The organism is Ulvibacter sp. 2210JD10-4 (assembly GCF_058148525.1).
In genome coordinates this window covers 47,824-66,874 of the sequence record NZ_JBYVJZ010000003.1, presented here as the reverse complement: position 1 = coordinate 66,874, position 19,051 = coordinate 47,824, and the positions used below count along the sequence as shown (strand labels likewise).

At 36.8% G+C, this 19,051-nt stretch carries 16 protein-coding genes; 5 read left to right on the top strand and 11 right to left on the bottom strand.

Annotated features, from left to right (window positions below; genetic code table 11):
* Nucleotides 1-268: 268 nt before the first annotated feature.
* Nucleotides 269-3,952 (top strand): HYR domain-containing protein, encoded by a 3,684-nt coding sequence (locus tag ACY2RT_RS08365; RefSeq protein WP_490155456.1) that lies wholly within the window; start codon nt 269-271, stop codon nt 3,950-3,952.
* A gap of 165 nt (nt 3,953-4,117) precedes the next feature.
* Here the strand turns inward: ACY2RT_RS08365 and ACY2RT_RS08360 are convergent, their stop codons facing one another.
* The 3 genes from ACY2RT_RS08360 to ACY2RT_RS08350 are packed head-to-tail and all read right to left on the bottom strand — an operon-like array spanning nt 4,118 to nt 5,952.
* Nucleotides 4,118-4,513, bottom strand: coding sequence for a hypothetical protein (locus ACY2RT_RS08360; protein WP_490155455.1), 396 nt, complete (start codon nt 4,511-4,513; stop codon nt 4,118-4,120).
* A 21-nt stretch (nt 4,514-4,534) separates the two neighbouring features.
* On the bottom strand, nt 4,535-5,554 hold the full coding sequence (pheS, locus tag ACY2RT_RS08355) for a phenylalanine--tRNA ligase subunit alpha (protein WP_490155454.1): 1,020 nt from the start codon (nt 5,552-5,554) through the stop codon (nt 4,535-4,537).
* A 41-nt stretch (nt 5,555-5,595) separates the two neighbouring features.
* Nucleotides 5,596-5,952 carry a hypothetical protein gene (locus tag ACY2RT_RS08350; RefSeq protein ID WP_490155453.1) on the bottom strand — a complete coding sequence of 119 codons (357 nt, stop codon included), beginning with the start codon at nt 5,950-5,952 and terminating at the stop codon, nt 5,596-5,598.
* 75 nt (nt 5,953-6,027) lie between these two features.
* On the opposite strand from ACY2RT_RS08350, the gene ACY2RT_RS08345 reads away from it, so the two are divergent.
* Nucleotides 6,028-6,555, top strand: a complete 528-nt coding sequence (locus tag ACY2RT_RS08345) for a CvpA family protein (RefSeq protein ID WP_490155452.1) — start codon at nt 6,028-6,030, stop codon at nt 6,553-6,555.
* A gap of 1 nt (nt 6,556) precedes the next feature.
* Here the strand turns inward: ACY2RT_RS08345 and ACY2RT_RS08340 are convergent, their stop codons facing one another.
* The 8 genes from ACY2RT_RS08340 to ACY2RT_RS08305 form a co-directional block, all read right to left on the bottom strand.
* Nucleotides 6,557-7,306, bottom strand: coding sequence for an SH3 domain-containing protein (locus ACY2RT_RS08340; protein ID WP_490155451.1), 750 nt, complete (start codon nt 7,304-7,306; stop codon nt 6,557-6,559).
* Between the two features lie 17 nt (nt 7,307-7,323).
* Nucleotides 7,324-9,099, bottom strand: coding sequence for a BatD family protein (locus ACY2RT_RS08335; protein ID WP_490155450.1), 1,776 nt, complete (start codon nt 9,097-9,099; stop codon nt 7,324-7,326).
* 3 nt (nt 9,100-9,102) lie between these two features.
* Complete coding sequence (locus tag ACY2RT_RS08330; protein WP_490155449.1) at nt 9,103-9,972, bottom strand: tetratricopeptide repeat protein; 870 nt, start codon at nt 9,970-9,972, stop codon at nt 9,103-9,105.
* A gap of 16 nt (nt 9,973-9,988) precedes the next feature.
* On the bottom strand, nt 9,989-11,029 hold the full coding sequence (locus tag ACY2RT_RS08325; RefSeq protein WP_490155448.1) for a VWA domain-containing protein: 1,041 nt from the start codon (nt 11,027-11,029) through the stop codon (nt 9,989-9,991).
* 42 nt (nt 11,030-11,071) lie between these two features.
* Nucleotides 11,072-12,076 (bottom strand): vWA domain-containing protein, encoded by a 1,005-nt coding sequence (locus ACY2RT_RS08320; protein WP_490155447.1) that lies wholly within the window; start codon nt 12,074-12,076, stop codon nt 11,072-11,074.
* Entirely contained in the window at nt 12,076-13,743 is a 1,668-nt protein-coding gene (locus ACY2RT_RS08315; RefSeq protein ID WP_490155446.1) for a DUF4381 family protein, read from the bottom strand. The genes ACY2RT_RS08320 and ACY2RT_RS08315 overlap by 1 nt, the downstream gene beginning before the upstream one ends.
* 7 nt (nt 13,744-13,750) lie before the next feature.
* Nucleotides 13,751-14,614: a DUF58 domain-containing protein gene (locus tag ACY2RT_RS08310; protein WP_490155445.1), complete on the bottom strand. Its 864-nt coding sequence runs from the start codon at nt 14,612-14,614 to the stop codon at nt 13,751-13,753.
* Between the two features lie 108 nt (nt 14,615-14,722).
* Nucleotides 14,723-15,727 (bottom strand): AAA family ATPase, encoded by a 1,005-nt coding sequence (locus ACY2RT_RS08305; RefSeq protein WP_490155444.1) that lies wholly within the window; start codon nt 15,725-15,727, stop codon nt 14,723-14,725.
* Between the two features lie 194 nt (nt 15,728-15,921).
* Here ACY2RT_RS08305 and ACY2RT_RS08300 point away from each other — a divergent pair, with 194 nt between their 5' ends.
* Genes ACY2RT_RS08300 through ACY2RT_RS08290 form a run of 3 tightly spaced genes read left to right on the top strand, consistent with a single transcriptional unit; the run spans nt 15,922 to nt 19,021 of the window.
* Entirely contained in the window at nt 15,922-16,677 is a 756-nt protein-coding gene (locus ACY2RT_RS08300) for an SDR family NAD(P)-dependent oxidoreductase (RefSeq protein WP_490155443.1), read from the top strand.
* 13 nt (nt 16,678-16,690) lie between these two features.
* A complete protein-coding gene (locus ACY2RT_RS08295) occupies nt 16,691-17,827 on the top strand; it encodes a DUF5929 domain-containing protein (protein ID WP_490155442.1) in 1,137 nt (378 codons plus the stop codon).
* Nucleotides 17,828-17,884: 57 nt separating this feature from the next.
* Nucleotides 17,885-19,021, top strand: coding sequence for an SPFH domain-containing protein (locus ACY2RT_RS08290; protein ID WP_490155441.1), 1,137 nt, complete (start codon nt 17,885-17,887; stop codon nt 19,019-19,021).
* Nucleotides 19,022-19,051: the final 30 nt, after the last annotated feature.

Below are 19,051 nucleotides of genomic sequence, written 5' to 3'. Positions count from 1 at the left end.
GAACCTCCCTAAAGGTAATTCAACAATATTAAATTGTGCTTCATCGAAAATAGTTTTCTGATGTGGTACCCTACCACATTTCAAGTAAATGTAGTCGCTTAGTTTTGACCTGTTCTAAAATGAATAGTATGCAAAGATGGCTGATACATATGAATACAACTCAATTTTTAATCTATTAAAAAAATAAAAACACTCAGTTATAGTGTGTGTTTCTCTCTTTTAAAAATCTCCCCAGCTAAATTTTATTATTAACTAAACTAATTTTACAATGAAGAAGATTACTTTGACTATTTTAACATTTCTTGTCACCTGTTGTTTGTGGCAAGTTAATGCTCAAACCCCTCCTGTCATAACTTGCGATGCAAATATGACACAAAACACAGATGCCGGATTATGTACCGCAGTTGTTAATTATTTAGATGCAACTGCTACAGACCCGGATACAGGAATGGCCGTAGCAACGACATTAATTTCCGGACTACCCAGCGGTAGTGCTTTCCCTCTAGGTATTAATACCATTACGTATTCTGCTGCAGATGCAGATGGTACTTCAACCTGTTCTTTTACTATTATTATAAGTGATAGCGAAGCTCCGGTTGTAACTTGTGTTGCAGATGATACAAGAGGCACAGATGCAGGAGTCTGTACCTATACAGTAGTAGGGGCCGAGTTTGATGCCACTTTTACAGACAACTGTACTGGTGCCACAATTACAAACGACCTGAATGCATCAGCTTCAATTGCAGGGGAAGTTTTACCAGTGGGCGTAACTACTGTAAATTGGACCGTTGATGATGGAAATGGACAAATAGTTAGCTGTGCGACTATAATTACGGTAGAAGACAATGAAGTTCCGGTTATTACATGTGCTGCAGATGCTACCAGAGATACAGATGCAGGAGTTTGTACATACACCGTAGCAGGAAATGAATTTGATGCCACTTTTACTGAAAACTGTACCGGCGTGACTATCACCAATGACCTGAACGCATCAGCTTCAATTGCAGGGGAAGTTTTACCAGTGGGTGTAACTACCGTGAATTGGACCGTTGATGATGGAAACGGACAAACAGCTACCTGTGCTACAGTTATTACTGTTGAAGACAATGAAGTCCCGGTTATTGCATGTGTTGTTGATGATAGCAGAGATACAGATGCAGGAGTTTGTACCTATACCATAGTAGGAACTGAATTTGATGCCCCTTTTACAGACAACTGCACCAGTGCTACAATTACAAACGACCTGAACGCATCAGCTTCAATTGCAGGGGAAGTTTTACCTCTGGAAGATACTACCGTAAACTGGACCGTTGATGATGGAAACGGACAAATAGTTACTTGTGCAACAGTAATTACTGTAGAAGACAATGAAGCTCCGGTTATTACTTGTGTAGCTGATGATAGCAGAGATACAGATGCCGGAGGCTGTACTTATACAGTAACAGGAACTGAATTTGATGCTACTTTTACTGATAACTGTACCGGTGCGACTATCACCAATGACCTGAACGCTTCAGCTTCAATTGCAGGGGAAGTTTTACCAGTGGGTTTAACTACTGTGAATTGGACCGTTGATGATGGAAATGGACAAATAGTTACCTGTGCTACAGTTATTACTGTTGAAGACAATGAAGTCCCGGTTATTGCATGTGTTGTTGATGATAGCAGAGATACAGATGCAGGAGTTTGTACCTATACCATAGTAGGAACTGAATTTGATGCCACTTTTACAGACAACTGCACCAGCGCTACTATTACCAATGACCTGAACGCTAGTGCTTCCATCAAAGGAGAAGTTTTACCAGTGGGAATAACTACTGTAAATTGGACCGTTGACGATGGAAATGGACAAATAGCTACCTGTGCTACTGTAATTACAGTTGAAGATAATGAAGTTCCGGTTATTTCTTGTGTTATTGATGATAGCAGAGATACCGATGCAGGAGTTTGTACCTACACCGTAGTAGGAACTGAATTTGATGCTACTTTTACTGATAACTGTACCGGCGCGACTATCACCAATGACCTGAACGCTTCAGCTTCTATTGCTGGTGAAACTTTACCTATAGGTGTAACTACCGTGAATTGGACCGTTGATGATGGAAATGGGCAAACTGCTACCTGTACTACTGTAATTACAGTTGAAGACAATGAAGATCCTATTGTTAACTGTGTAGTAGATGATACAAGAGATACAGATGCAGGAGTTTGTACCTATACCATAGTAGGAACTGAATTTGATGCCACTTTTACAGACAACTGTACTGGTGCTACAATCACAAACGACTTAAATACTTCTGCTTCAATAGCAGGTGAGGTTTTACCTCTGGGAGATACTACCGTAAACTGGACCGTTGATGATGGAAACGGACAAATAGTTAGCTGTACTACAGTAATTACAGTTGAAGACAATGAAGCTCCTATTGTTAACTGTGTAGCAGATGATACAAGAGATGTGGATACCGGAGGCTGTACTTATACAGTAATAGGAAATGAATTTGATGCTACTTTTACTGATAACTGTACCGGTGCTATTATTACCAACGACCTGAATGCTACTGCTTCTATTAATGGAGAAATTTTACCAATAGGAGATACTACTGTAACTTGGACCGTTGATGATGGAAATGGACAAACAGTTAGCTGTACTACAGTAATTACAGTTGAAGACAATGAAGTTCCGGTTATTACTTGTGTAGCCGATGACACCAGAAATGTTGATGTTGGATTCTGTGACTATTTGGTAGTAGGGACCGAGTTTGATGCTACATTTACTGATAACTGTACCGGGGCTACTATTACAAACGACCTGAATGCTACTGCTTCTATTGCCGGAGAAATTTTACCCGTAGGTGATACCACAGTGAATTGGACTGTTGATGATGGAAATGGACAAACAGTTAGCTGTTCTACTGTAATTACAGTAGTAGATAATATACTGCCTACTGCACTTTGCCAGGATATTACTGTGTATGTGGAAGCTACAGGGACTGTAACAATAACAGGAACAGATATTGACAATGGTTCTTCAGACAACTGTGGAATTGCATCTATGTCTGTGACTCCTGATTCTTTTGATGCTACAAATGTTGGTCCTAATACAGTAACTCTTACAGTTATCGATACCAATGGGAATGTTTCTACTTGTTTATCAACTGTGACTGTAGAAATTAACACAGCACCTAATCTTTCTTGTCCAACAGATGTTATGATGGTAGATAGTGATCCTGATGCGTGTGGTGCAGTAGTTCATTTTGCAGACGCAGTAGCAATTGATCTGGAAGACGGTTCCATCCCTACAACACAAACCTTGGGATTACCTTCAGGAAGCTTATTCCCTGTTGGAGATACTATTATTGAATTTTCTGCAACCGATAGTGTAGGAATTACCGTTACATGCCAGTTTATAATAACTGTAGAAGACCGTATCGCTCCTGAACTTACCTGTCCTTTGGATCAAACCGTAGATCCGGGAGCAGGAGTATTGCTCTATGAAGTCCCTGATTATTTTGCAATAGGTGAAGCTACAGCAGATGATAATTGCACAGACCCAGTAGTGATCACTACTCAGGATCCCGTAGCAGGAACATTGCTACCTGACGGAGTACACACAGTAACTATTACAGCAGAAGATGAGTATGGTAATATATCTACTTGTACTTTCCAGCTTACCGTAGAAACTAGATTAGGAGTAGATGATATTGCATTAGAGGCTTCTATCAACATGTATCCAAATCCTGCAAAAAACAATCTAACTTTTGCAAATAGTTCTAACATCCAGTTAGAAAAAGCAATGGTCTATGATATTAGTGGAAGACTAGTTGACACTTTCAACCTTATAGATATGCAAGGTGAGAAGATGGTTGATATATCCGGTTTATCATCCGGAGTATATGTAGTACAGATTATTGGTGAAGGGTCTAGTACTATAAAGAAATTGATTAAGGATTAAAGTCTGTTTCTTCATAAATTTTTATTTAATCTTAATCATAAGCCCCTCCGTAAAGGAGGGGTTCTTTTTTTATGATAAGTTGATAAATAAGATAGATATTACTCTAAAATCTTATATGTCTTATTTGTTAACTCTTTAGTATAATTTACGGAAAAACTAAATTGGCTATTTTGCCAAAACTCCTTCAGAGTCCAGTAAAGGAATTGCTACTGTATTTTCTTCAGAAATAGTATTTGCATCAAATATAAAACGGCGTTCAAAAAGTTTCCCTTCGGCGAAAAAAGTAACCAGATACTCATTTGTAAAACCTAACACATCTTCATTAATCATTTCAACTTTTGCAGTTGTCAAAGATCCCATATTACCCAGACCGTGTCGAAGTGTGGATGTTTTTCTATCATCACTATTCCCACGAGACATGATCAATACGGCTTCAATAGTATCTTCTCGATTGTTAATGAAGTACACATTCCAGTTTTGAGATAAAAAATCTTTATCCCATTCTTTTATTGCTACGATTTGAATTTTTTCACCAACGTGGAAATCAATGTCCTTTTTCATAGAATAACGTCTTCTTTCTCGTTAATCAGTACTTTTAAATTGATCTAAAAATCGGATATCGTTTTCGCTAAACATTCTAATATCCGGAATTTGATGCAATAGTAATGTGATACGGTCAATCCCCATTCCAAAAGCAAAACCCGAATACTCTGTAGCATCTATCCCACAATTTTCCAAAACATTAGGGTCTACCATTCCACAACCCATAATTTCCAGCCATCCGGTCCCTTTTGTCATTTTATAATCTGTTTCGGTTTCAAGCCCCCAATATACATCCACCTCGGCACTCGGCTCGGTAAACGGAAAATAAGAAGGGCGTAGTCTGATTTTAGACTTCCCAAACATTTCAGTAGTGAAATATTGAAGTGTTTGTTTTAAGTCGGCAAAGCTTACACCTTTATCTACATACAGTCCTTCTACCTGATGAAAAAAACAATGTGACCTGGCTGAAATTGCTTCATTACGGTATACACGCCCGGGGGATATCGTACGTATAGGTGGTTTGTTGTTTTCCATATAGCGTACCTGAACAGATGAAGTGTGTGTTCGCAGCAACACATCCGGATCGGTTTGAATAAAAAATGTATCCTGCATATCGCGTGCCGGATGATATTCAGGTAAGTTTAAAGCTGTAAAATTATGCCAGTCATCTTCTATTTCAGGGCCTTCAGATACGTTAAAGCCAATACGGGAAAAAACTTCAATGATCTTATTCTTTACAATAGATATAGGGTGGCGAGCACCTAAAAGAACAGGTTCTCCAGGACGTGAGAGGTCGCCGTAGTTACCTTCAGAGCCTTCAGAAGAATCTAAGGCAGTCTTTAGCACATTCACTTTTTCCTGAGCTACATTTTTGAGCGTATTTACAACTTGCCCAAATTCCTTTTTCTGCTCTTTAGGAACATTCTTAAACTCAGCAAAAAAATCATTTAGCAAACCTTTTTTACCCAAATACTTGATTCGGAATGTCTCTATTTCTTCCTTTTTTGTTGAAGTAAAAGCTTCAACTTCATTAATATGCTTTTTAATCTTGTCTATCATATTCAATAAAAATGCTTTGGCAGCGCAAAACTACATATTTTCTATTCAATCACTTCTTTTTCTAAGAAATACTGTACAATGGCCTCTTTCATTAAAACACTTTGTTCTCCTGCCTTTAAAGGAGGTAATTGCTCAACAATCTTATAATGTGGCCAGCCTTGTTCGTCAAAATATTCAAACTCATAATACCCAAAAGGCTCCAGTAAACGGCAAATGGCTATATGCATTAAGTTTATTTTCTCATCTTTCTTAAACTTTCTGTGTAATTGTCCTAATTCTTGAACTCCCACTAAATAAATTACAGCGTCTAAATCTAACGCTTCCCCATCGGCAAAACGATTGCTAAGTAGTGCAACTACTTGTCCCCAGCGTTGTTTTAATTGTTCGTCTCTAGCCATAATTCTTCTAGGACACAAAGATACATTTCTTGACAAACACTTTTAGTATCTTTACGCTAAATACTTTGTATAAATATGGTAGATATTGCTTTAGGAATTATTTTATTGATAGGCTTTTACGCCGGTTTTAAAAAAGGGTTTTTTGTAGCTTTAGCTTCGCTCATAGGCTTAATTGCCGGAGTATACGGAGCTTTGTATTTTTCAGATTATGCAGCAGGTTATATTTCCAATTGGTTTGATTGGGGTGAACAAACTACGCAACTCGTTGCATTTGGAGTGACCTTTTTAGGAATTATTTTTCTTGTTTCCATGGCAGGAAAACTTCTTACAAAAGTAGCAGACTTTGCCATGCTTGGAATCATCAACAAATTATTAGGAGGTGTTTTTAGCGCAATTACTTATGCTTTTATTATTAGTGTTATTTTTATGTTTATAAATGCTTCTTCAAGTATGAGTGGTTATATAATTTCTGAAGAAAAGAAAACTGAGTCTGTTTTATATGCTCCCATAGCTTCCTTAGCTCCAATTGTACTTCCGCATATCTTAAAAGAAGTAGATAAGTACGAAACTTATAAAGATGAAACTGAAGAACGGGAAAAATAATTTATAGTTCTTTTAGTTCAGATATAGGAATCCATCCGTCTTTGCCATCAGCAATAACAATACGATACCATTCATCATCTTGATCTAATATTAAGACTTTAGTGCCTTCATGGAGTACAAAAGCTGCTTCGCTTCCTAGGGTAGGTTCGCTTTTAACTTCGGTGCTTTCTGCAAAAATAATAGCGGGACGATTATTTGTGAAATCGTTATAAGTTTTAAAGGCAACTACTAATGTAAACAACAGTAGAAAAATACTTATAGCCGAACCGGTAAACAACAATCGCTTTTTTCTTTCCGAAGCTGAAAAATAGTACAATAAAAAGAGTGCCACGAACAACATTGAGAATATAGTTGATGCTAAGGCCCAGCCATCAAAAGTTAATATTCCTGAAACAGATTTGTACCATCGCTTGAAAATGGTCTCAGGAAGTGGTTCTATAGCATCTATTTTAGCATTTTCGGCAAAAGAAAGATTGTTTCGAATGTCATTGTCATTAGGCGCTAATTGTAGCGCTTTTTCATAATAGTAGATGCTTGGTCCCACATTATTTAATTTATAATGTGCATTCCCAAGATTATAATATAAAGCTGCCGAATGTTCATCGCTTTCTAAAATCTTCATCCAGGTATTCAATGCTTCCTGATATTTTTCGGCTTTATACAATTCTTTTCCTTCCTCAAACAATTTCTCATTTTGAGCAACTGCAATGATTCCAGTTAATAAGACCAGTATGAAGAATATTTTTTTCATTTTCTTTTCCGAAAAAGTTATTGTATCTGTTTATCGATAGCGGTTATCGTTTCAACCGCCTTGTTATAATCTTGTTGAATGGTCACATTGGAAGCGGGTGTATAACGGGCAAACTCACAACTTTTAAGTAAGCCTTTAAATTGATCGATATTGGTTCCTGAAACGTTTCGTTCTTCCAACAATACAGCAATACGGTCTTTGGACATTTCGGAAGTTTCGATATTTAGTTTTGCTTTCAAATAATTATGCAATGCTCTTTCCAGAGCTTCGTAAAATAAAGCCTTGTCTGTCAAATTTTTCTTTGCTTCACTCAAATATTTTTTTGCCAGACGATCTGCCTTCCTAAGTTTATTTCCCTGTATATCTGCTAATCTTTCTTTTCTTTTCTTGCCTCCTATAATGAACAGCGGGATAAGTAGTAAAGGGGCTCCTAACAGCGTCCAAAACAAAGTCGATTTGAAATACGATTCTTGAGCTACAACTTCTAAATTGCTATCCAATTTTATGTATTTGAATTGATCTTTGGAGAGTACTACTGCTTTTTTATTTCCATTATTTTCTGTAGCTGAATCATTCTCTGAACTAATCGGACCGTTTTCAACATTCAAAATAATCTCTTCTGAAGATAATGTTGAATATTTTTCGGTTTTAGGATTGAAATATGAAAAAGTAATAGGCCTAATAGGAAAGTTTCCTTTTAACTGAGGTATTACAGTATATGTCTCTTTTACTTCTCCACTCATCCCGGCTCGATTGGTACGTACATTTTCCTTACGTTCCGGTTCATACATTTCTAACGAATTGGGCAGTTTTATCCCCGGTAAATCGAATAATTTTATGTTTCCTTTTCCCGATACTTTTACACTTAGTTGTAATGCTTCATCTGCATCTAAAGTGGTTTTATTTGTAGTAACATCAAACTCAAAACTTCCTACAGCACCGGTAAAATTATCGGGGCGGCCTTCAACAGGCAGTGGTTTTACATCAATAGTTCTATTTCCGGCAGAAATTGTTTTATTAACACGTGTCATTAGTCTTCGCCCAAAAATATCCCGGCGATTCCCTTGTACATCAATAGGAACATCAAGCGTTAAAGGTTCAATATTTAATTTTCCTGTTTTTTGAGGGTACAATACTGTGGTTCGTAGCACTACATAACGATAGTCTTCTCCTTGATACTTCCCTTCATAAATCTTAAAATTTCCTTGGTTGTCAATATTCTGACTCCAAAAATCGGCATATTTTGGTGTGTCAATTTCTCTCCAGCTACTGGTAATGCTTACATTATGAGAAACGTACATTTTATAAACTACTGTAATTGCTTCATTTATATAAGGAGTGGTATTTGATATCTCTGCAACCAAGTGTACATTCTCACTTGCTACGTATTCGGCATTATTTCCGTCTTTAGGTTTGTCTACAGCAGATGTGACCTCAACCTGTATTGGGGTCGTTTTATATATCTGTCCTTCAATTTCAATGGTTGCCTGGCCAATTGTATATTTTCCTCGGGATTGAGGTGATAAAAAATAGGAATATGTTTTCGAATAACTTCGTTTTCCATTAATATATGAATTGCTAATCGCCTGGTTAGGGCCACCCACAACACGAAATCCCTGGAAATCCGGTGGGCTAAAATTATCCCCGTCATGATTCATTTCAAAATCTACACGTAAGCGTTCATTAATACCTAATCGCTTCTTGCTCAATTTAACCTCAAATTGAACCTGTGCTTGCATTAAATTACAGCTTACAATAAAAAACAGTGCATATATGAAATGTTTTAGCTTCATTAATTACCAGTCTTTATTAGATTTTATTTTAGCTCCTTTTTGTTTTTTAGCATTGATCTTATCCTGGACTTTTTTCTCTTCGTTATTCATTGCTTCCAGTAAATTCTTTATTTGTTGAGGAGATAATTGGCCTGGAGTAGGCTGCTGCTGTTGAGGCTTCTCTTTTTCACCCTCGCCGTCTTTCTCCTCATCTGGTTTTCCTTTATCTTCTTTATTCTCTCCTTCTTTATTTTCATCTTTTTCGTCTCCCTTATCTTCGTTTTCTTTTTCGTCACCTTCATCGCCTTCTTGATCTTCTCCTTTATCGTCTTTATTTTGTTGGTCTTCTTTATCCTTGTTGTCCTGATTCTCATCTTCATTTTCATTATCACCTCCACCATTTTTTTGTTCTTCTTCGAGCATCTTTTTAGCAAGTGCTAAATTGTAACGTGTTTCATCATCGGTAGGGTTATTTCGCAAAGCATTCTTATAGGCCTCAACAGCTTCTTTATATTGCTTGGAATTCATAAAAGTGTTTCCCAAATTATGAAAAGCCTTGTGTTTTTCGGGCTTATTTTTTGCTATGGAAGCTGCTTGTTTATAGCGACGCATTGCCTCAGTATTTAATTCTTTATTATAGTATGCATTACCTAAATTATATTTTCCTGTTTCATCTACCGGATTTAAGGCAATGGCCTTACGATAATCTGCTTCGGCAATAGGAAAATCATTCTCCTGCAATCTTTCTGATGCTTCATTCAGATATTCGTTTGATTCTTTAAGTAGTTTTCGTTGTTCTCTATTTTGCTGTGCCATTCCATTAAAGGAAGTAAGTAAGATGAACAATAAAAAAGTGCCCCTGCGAATTGCGAAAATCTCAGAAAATAAATTCATTGTTAAGAATACTATGTTATGCTGTCCTTTCATTAAATAGATTTAATTTTTTCAACCACGCGGTTCTTCTTTCCAGTAGTAATACATCAAGAATAAGCAAAAATAGTGCCCCTCCCAAAAACCATTGAAATTGGTCTTTGAAATCTGTAAACTGTTTTGAATCAAATTCTTTTTTATCCATTCCATTTAAAATGGCAGTTACAGTTTCAACTACTTCTTTGGTATTACTTCCATCAATATATTCTCCGTCAGCTTCAGCAGCAATTTCTTTTAAAGTTCCCTCACCTAAACGTGTAATTACTTGTTGGTTATTCTCATCGCGTTTATAGTATTGAAGCGTTCCGTTGCGTTTTATTGGAATAGGTCCTCCTTCCACTGTTCCAACGCCTATTGTAAAAATACGAATCCCTTCTTCTGCTGCTGCTTCGGCAATTTCAGTTACGTTACCTTCATGGTCCTCTCCATCACTAATAATAAACAGAACACGATTAGTTTGCTCTTCATCATTGTAATAGGTCTGTGCCATTTGTATTGCTTCGTTAATAGCAGTCCCCTGAGATGAAACCATATCGGTATTCATCCCAGATAAAAACAATTTAGCCGAAGAAAAATCGGTAGTGATAGGCACCTGCGGAAAAGAACTTCCGGCATAACCAATAATTCCAATGCGGTCCCCCGCCAGACTATTGATAATTTGTGTTACCAATTGTTTAGATTTTTCTAATCGGTTGGGAGCAATATCTTCTGCCAACATACTTTTTGAAACATCTAAAGCAAATACTACATCTACTCCTTCGCGCTTCACTGTTTCGAGCTTGGTCCCTATTTTTGGATTCACTAATGCAAAACTTAAACAGCCCATAGCCAAACAAACAACCAATATTTTTAAAATGGGTTTGAAAAGTGATTTATCCGGGCTTAATTTTTTGAGTAATTGAGCATCTGCAAACCTCCCCTGTACTTTCTTTTTCCAAAGTAATACTAATAGAAAAAGTACCACTACCAGCGGTATAGCTGCCAGCAAATAAAAATATATCGGTTCTTCTAATTGATACATATCTGTTTCCCTTTTAACAGGAATCTCATTACTTATTATTATTTATACAAAACTTCTAAAAAGAGTATACCTCAATAGTATTTCCAGCCCCAGTAATCCTAACGCAAAAAGTACCAAAGGGCGGAATTTTTCATCGTAATTTCGATACTTGAACTCTTCTATATCTGTTTTTTCCAGTTTGTTTATTTCATCATAGATCTCTCCTAATTTCGAAGTACTTGTTGCCCTAAAATATTGCCCTCCGGTTGTTTTGGCAATTTCCCTTAATAAAGCTTCATCGATCTCAACTTGTACACTTCCGTATTGAAAGCTTCCATCCGGACGAATACCAATAGGAGACTGTGCCATCCCATTAGTCCCCAATCCAATAGTATATACTTTGATTCCAAATTCCACAGCCAATTCACTGGCGATCTTTGGGTCAATAAAACCACTGTTGTTTACCCCGTCCGTTAACAAAATTATTATTTTACTCTTTGCCCGGCTCTCTTTTAATCGATTCACCGAAGTAGCCAATCCCATTCCTATGGCTGTTCCCCCTTCAATAATTGTATTGTACTTTATACTATTTAGAGACGAGAGCACGATACTTTTATCACTTGTCAAAGGAGTTTTTGTAAAACTTTCTCCCGCATATTCCACCAATCCAATTCTATCGTTAGGCCGTGCGTTAATAAATCTTGCTGCTACCGTCTTTAAAGCTTCCAGTCTGTTAGGACGTAAATCCCTCGCTAACATACTTGCCGATACATCTATTGCAATCACAATGTCTATCCCTTTTGTAGTTTTAATACGGGTGGACTCATCTACGGTACGTGGGCGAGCCATAGCAATAATAATTGCAGCTAATGCAAATAACCTAAATGCAAAGAGCAACGGTCTTAATTTTGCCAACCAATTCTTCTTTGTTTTAAATCCTTTTGTACTCGAAATTTTCAATGCTGCTGTCTGTTGCTTTCGCTTCAATAAATACCATAGAATAAGCACCGGAAGTGCTAATAACAACCAGAAAAATTGCGGATTTACAAATTCAAAATTTTCAAACATTATTTTTCTGAAACTTCAAGTTCTACTGAATTAATGATTCTTTCTTTTATTTGAAATGCATATGCATCATCTTTTTTATAATAGGTCGCTAATATTTGAAGTGATTGCCCTTTTTTAAACAATAAGATTTCATATTCCAACTTATCACTTTTTTTGGCATTGGGCGAGCCGGAGTAATCAAATTCTCCATATACTTTCTCTCCTTCAATTCCTTCTTTAGTAGAAAAAGATTCTCTTTTAACGATCATATTTAATGCTCCTTCGGCCTCTAAAGACTGCAAGAGTCTTTCAGAAACCACCTCAAAATCTAACTCGACCCCTTCTACATATGTTGACACATTTAAGAGTATATAAAATTGCCCTGAAAGGCTTCCATACTGAAACATCTCATTAGAAACTGTGGTTTGTTTGGCTTCTTCAGGTAAACTTACCTGCTTGCGCACCAGAACTTTTGGAGTTTCCAAAATAATTGCCGGAATTCCATATTCACTGCGTACCCACCTTCCATCCAGTAATTCCTTAGTTGGATGCCCTATTAAACTGTCTTTTACATAGGACCAGCCATAGGTAGCTGTTAAAACTCCTCCGGAAATAAGTAAAGCAGAAACACCTGTGATTACTCCTATTATAATTCGTTTCTTACGTTTTTTTCTTCTCTGTTGCAAAAGGTATTCTTCATTTTGAAGCAGTTCTTCTTCGGAAGGTTCTGGAATAACCTCGTGAGTCTCATTGATGATTTCTTCAATAGTGTTTCTGTCTGCTTCGGTTTGTCCTACTTCCTGCCTCATTTTTGCAAATTTTACCAAATCAGCTCGTTTCAAAATTTGGTCAAGGTGCTTAATGGTTTCAACATCAAAATCGAAATGTCCGGCATCTTTATGTAATTGCAATCGTGCGATCAACTCGTCACTTGTACTTTCCAAAGCGGCGGCATCTACCTCACGGTCCAGATAGCGCTTTACAATTTCGGTAAGTGTCGAATAATATTCTTTGGATTTATTTTCTTTCAGCAGGTCTGAATCATCCAATTCTTTTAAAGCTATGATAGCTTCTTCATAAGGAGGTAATTGCTTCTCTTCGGCTTCTTTTCTTTTTTTTCTGCGAAATAAAATATATCCCAAAACTCCCAGAATCAAAAGAATGGGCACCACCCAATATAGAAGTTTTAAAAAATCAAAAGGCGGGCTTTTTACTTCAAGTGCCGTTTTGATATCAAACATTTTCTGCTTTGTAGTATCTACCGGAACATCTCGCACTTCAATCTCAACAGAGTCTGTTACGAAAGGTTTCTCATTAATAAATACCCTCTGTGTCGGAATTGTATATGAGCCGGAATCAAATTGCGTTAAACCGTATTTTTTTATAAGACGATACTTAGCCTGTTCATAGGTTGTGTCCACTTTATACGACTCGATCACTTCCATTGGGAGAAAGGTTTGCCCTTCGGGGAACACCACCAGGTCTGTGGTATCTGCCTGTACCTGGATCGTAAACCTTAGTTCTTCTCCAATAAGAATTTGGGTTGAATCAATACCAGATGTGACTTGCGAAAAGACAAAAGACGTAAAAAAGAAAGCCCCCAGAAATATAAATCCCCGGCCTCTCTTTACTAACGATTTAGTAATTTTAAAAGATTTCTTAATATTATTTTTTCTGAATCCTGTCATTTAAAGTCTAACGTCTTTTAAAATATCCCAACAACTTTTTAACATAACTCTCATCTACACGACAGCTTAATGCTCCTGCTCCACTCTTTAAAAAGGCATCTTCAAAATAGTCAACACGCTCCCGATAGTATTTATGGTACTCATTTCTAACTCCTTTTGAAGCTGTATTTACCAAAAGTAATTCTCCTGTTTCCTCATCTTCCATTTCTACCATTCCCAAATTTGGGATCTTTTCTTCATGTTTATCATAGATACGAATCCCTGTTACATCGTGTTTTTTTGAGACAATCTTCAAGGTCTCTTTGTAATCTTCTGTAATGAAGTCTGAAAGCACAAAAACAATAGCTTTTTTCTTGATTACATTCGTTAAATATTTCAAAGCTTGAGCAACATTGGTCCTTTTACTTCTGGGTTCATATTCTATTAATTCACGAATAATCCGAAGTACGTGTGACTTTCCTTTTTTAGGTGGAATAAACAGCTCTATTTCATCTGAAAATAAGATAAGTCCTATTTTATCATTGTTCTGCATTGCAGAAAAAGCCAATGTGGCAGCAATTTCTGTTACTATTTCATTTTTGAACTGTGTATCAGTTCCGAAGAATTCTGAACCACTAATATCTGCCATTAGCATCATGGTAAGTTCTCTTTCTTCTTCAAAAACTTTTACAAAAGGCTCATTATAACGGGCAGTTACATTCCAGTCGATATTTCTAACATCATCTCCAAACTGATATTGACGTACTTCACTAAAAGTCATCCCTCGTCCTTTAAAAGTACTATGGTACTCGCCACCAAACACGTGATCGCTTAAGCGCCGTGTTTTGATCTCTATTTTTCGTACTTTTTTAAGAAGTTCTTTTGTATCCATTTCTTTAATATGCAATGGTTAGTGTTCAGCAAGCAGGAGTTATTATCATATTAGTTGGAGTTAAATTATTTAAAAAGGCTAACTACCTAACTAAATCCTGCTAACCAATTAAGGGACTTCTATCTCGTTTACAATTTTATTGATGATATCTTCGGAAGTGATATTCTCGGCTTCGGCTTCATAGGTAATACCAATTCGATGGCGCAATACATCATGTACTACAGCCCGAACATCTTCAGGAATTACATATCCACGCCTTTTAATGAATGCATAGCATTTTGATGCCATTGCTAAATTGATACTTCCACGTGGAGAAGCACCGAAACTAATTAATGGTTTAAGATCTGCAAGGCGATAATTTTCCGGGGTTCGTGTAGCGAAGATGATATCGAGAATGTATTTTTCAATTTTTTCGTCCATATACACTTCCCGAACTGTAGCTTGTGCTCTTTTTATCTGATCTAAAGTAACTACAGGATTTATGGTTTCAAATCCCTCCTTTAAATTTTGACGAATAATAAGCTGTTCCTCGTTAATTTGCGGATATTTAATAACTGTTTTAAGCATAAAACGGTCTACCTGTGCTTCAGGTAATGGATAAGTTCCTTCCTGTTCTATTGGATTTTGAGTGGCCATGACCAAAAAGGGTTTATCCAAAGTGAAGGTAGTTTCTCCAATGGTTACTTGTTTTTCCTGCATTGCTTCCAGTAGTGCCGATTGTACTTTAGCAGGAGCACGGTTGATCTCATCGGCCAATACAAAGTTAGCAAAGATGGGGCCCTTTTTAATACTGAAATCGTTCAGCTTCATATTATAAATAAGCGTTCCCACAACATCTGCCGGTAATAGGTCCGGAGTAAATTGAATCCGGCTAAAATCTCCGTGAACTGCTTTAGACAATGAATTAATAGCTAATGTTTTTGCCAAACCGGGAACTCCTTCCAACAAAATATGGCCTTGTCCAAGAAGCCCAATTAGCAATCGCTCCACCATGTGTTTTTGTCCAACAATTACTTTATTAATTTCTAATGAAAGAATGTCGACAAAAGCACTTTCTTTTTCAATTTTTTCATTTAATTCACCAATATCCAAGGTGATTTTTGTTTCTTCCATGTTTTAGATTCTTTACAAGTAAACGTTTTGTTAGTAACGACGACGCAAATTGGAGATTTATACTGAAAACTCCTGTTAACAATTGGTTAAAAATTATACAAAAATAAGGACGTCTAAGATGTTTTAATGTCGCTTGTTTTTCTATTTTTAAAGAGGAGGTAAATTTATTTTATTTCAGAAAAAAAACAATAAAAATGATTCAAAAAACTGCATTAATTACCGGAGCAACTTCGGGAATAGGCAGATCAACTGCACGGCTTTTTGCTAAAAATGGAATTCGGCTCATTCTTTGCGGAAGAAGACAGGAAAGGTTAGACGATATTAGATTGGAATTACAAAGCTTTACAGAAATCCACACCCTAAATTTTGATGTACGCGACAAGGCTATGGTCTTTGAATTACTTCAAAACGTACCTGAAGAATTTTCTAAAATTGATATCCTTATCAATAACGCAGGTAATGCACATGGTCTTGACACCATACAGGATGGGAGTATCGAAGATTGGGATACTATGCTTGACATCAATGTAAAAGGGCTATTGTATGTTAGCAAAGCAATTCTCCCGAATATGATAAAAAGAAAAGCCGGACACATCATCAATATAGGTTCCACTGCCGGAAAAGAAGTTTATCCTAAAGGAAATGTATACTGTGCCAGTAAGCATGCAGTCGATGCTATTAATCAAGGCATGCGTCTTGACCTCAACGGTAAAGGAATTAAAGTAAGTGCCATAAATCCTGGATTGGTCGAAACTGAATTCAGTGATGTCCGATTTAAAGGAGATAGTGAACGTGCTGCTAAAGTATACCAAGGCTTTACTCCGCTAAAACCTGAAGATATTGCAGACATTATTTGGTTTGCAGTAACCCGCCCACCACACGTTACAATAGCAGATCTAACGGTAATGTGCTTGGATCAGGCAAGCAGTACAATTGTCAATAGGCATTAATAAATAGTATATTTTGATTAACAAGCGCCTTCTTATTAAAAACCTCTTAGCTCATAATGATGAGAGTAGTTTTTATGATAAAAAGCGAAGAATCGATCTTGGCCACAAAGAAGGAAAAGCAAAATTTCTAAAACATGTTTGCGCACTAAGTAATAGTAATCCAAATAACAACTCTTACATTGTGATTGGAGTCGAAGATGAAACCAATGAGATTCGGGGGGTGGATTTTTTTGACGATAGCAAGATTCAAAACCTTATGAATGCTTATCTCACCTATCCTCCTTTGATCATGTATGAAAATGTAGCATTTCCACATTTGCCGGAGGATAAAGTAGTAGGTTTAGTGACCATTCGCCCCAATGGAAAAATTACATCACTACGAAAGAATATTTGGAAATACTGGGGCGGTTCCATTTTTTTACGAGATGGCAGTATCTCTATGCCTAAGGACTTCGATATCGTGATCGAGGATGTGAATTCAGAAATTGTTCAGGCCATTGAAAACAAAGCAAAAAACAATATTGAACTTACATTGGATGGGGTCATTGATTTTATTAATAACCGGCACAACGACCTGGAAGCTGATTATAAAGTCTTTAAAGAATTGTTTGTGGTATGTTGGGCCGGACATACAAAAAATGTAAAAGGAGAAACTTATTATTCTCGTGTGGATATTGAACTTATTAATGAACAGGTTCGTTTGTTTTACTCTGCTCTGGACGAAGTAAGTATTTCTTATTCTGAAGACGAGTTCAAAATTATTGAATATGTTCATTTAGGGTTAAATAATCAATTTAAATACTACCCGCTGGAAGAACTTACCATTACCTTTCGGGAAAACGGGTCACATCAGATTGATTCCAAACTAATTTTTGAGCCTCCAAAATTCAATAAAAAAACATTACACCATATTTACAACGCCAATAATGCTTTAATTGAAAAGCTGAAGAAAAAAGTTCCCCTAACTCCAGCTGAAGAAAAGGACCTCATCAATTTACCGGCTACCTATCTTGTTTGTTACCTGAATGATTTTAGCAATGCAAGAGAAAAATTGTACGAGGCAAAAGATTTTTTGAAACAAACTAACGGAAATGTATACCAATCGTTTAAAGAATCTGTAAGGATTCTTCGGAAAGTGAAGTACAATTAATTGCTTCTCAAAGAATTTTTATAACTTTAAACTTCAACACTTTTAAACCTGAAACCTATGGGCATCTTTGATCAAATAAAAGAAAAATTAAGTCACGAATTTATAGATATTATTGAGTGGCTGGACTATACAGACGATACTATATGTCATCGATTTGAACGTTACCAAAATGAAATTAAAAACAATGCCAAGCTCATAGTTCGAGAAGGACAAACAGCCGTCTTTATAAATGAAGGGCAGCTGGCAGATGTCTTTGAACCTGGAACTTATACATTAAACACACAAAATCTTCCAATACTTACTACTCTAAAAGGGTGGAAGTATGGTTTTAACAGCCCTTTTAAAGCAGAGGTCTACTTTGTAAACACACATTTATTCACCGATGAAAAATGGGGTACTAAAAACCCAATTACATTAAACGATGAGCGTTTTGGGTTAGTAGAGATCCGTGCCTTTGGAACCTATGCTTTTAAAATCAATGATGCAGGAAAATTTATTATAGATATTGTAGGAACCGATAATAATTTTACCAATTTTGAGATCAACGAACACCTTAAAAGTTTGATTGCCACTCGTTTTACAGATACGGTTGGGGAAGCCAATCTACCTATTGAACTATACGCTGCAAATACTACCGAACTTTCGGAAACATGCCGGGAAGTGATGCAACCGGAATTTGGAAGTGTAGGTATTTCTCTTGAAAAATTCTTTATTGAAAATGTTTCCATGCCGGAAGATCTTAAAAAAGAGATCTTTGAATACAGCCGTATTGACAAATTAGACCTGGACAAGTTAACAAAATTCAAAACTGCAAAAGCCATTGAAGCTGCGGCTACTAACGAAGGTGGAACTGCCGGTGCCGGAATGGGAATGGGAATGGGTTTTGTTCTTGCTCAACAAATGGGTGGAATGATGCAACCACAAATGGGAGGGCAACAACAGACCCCCATGCAACAAACTGGTGCAATGCCTCCTCCTATGCCTGTTGCGGTACAATACTTTTATGCGGCAAACGGACAACAAGCCGGTCCCGTAACTTTTGAGCAGCTTAAGGCCCTGTTTGCTAACCGAACAGTAAATAAAGATACCCTTGTCTGGAAACAGGGAATGCAAAATTGGATGGCCTTAAACGAAATAGAAGAGTTAAAAGCTTTTTTAGGAGGTAGTACCCCACCACCCTTACCAGGGCAGTAATGAATTTCCATCTCAAAAAAAGGACGCCTC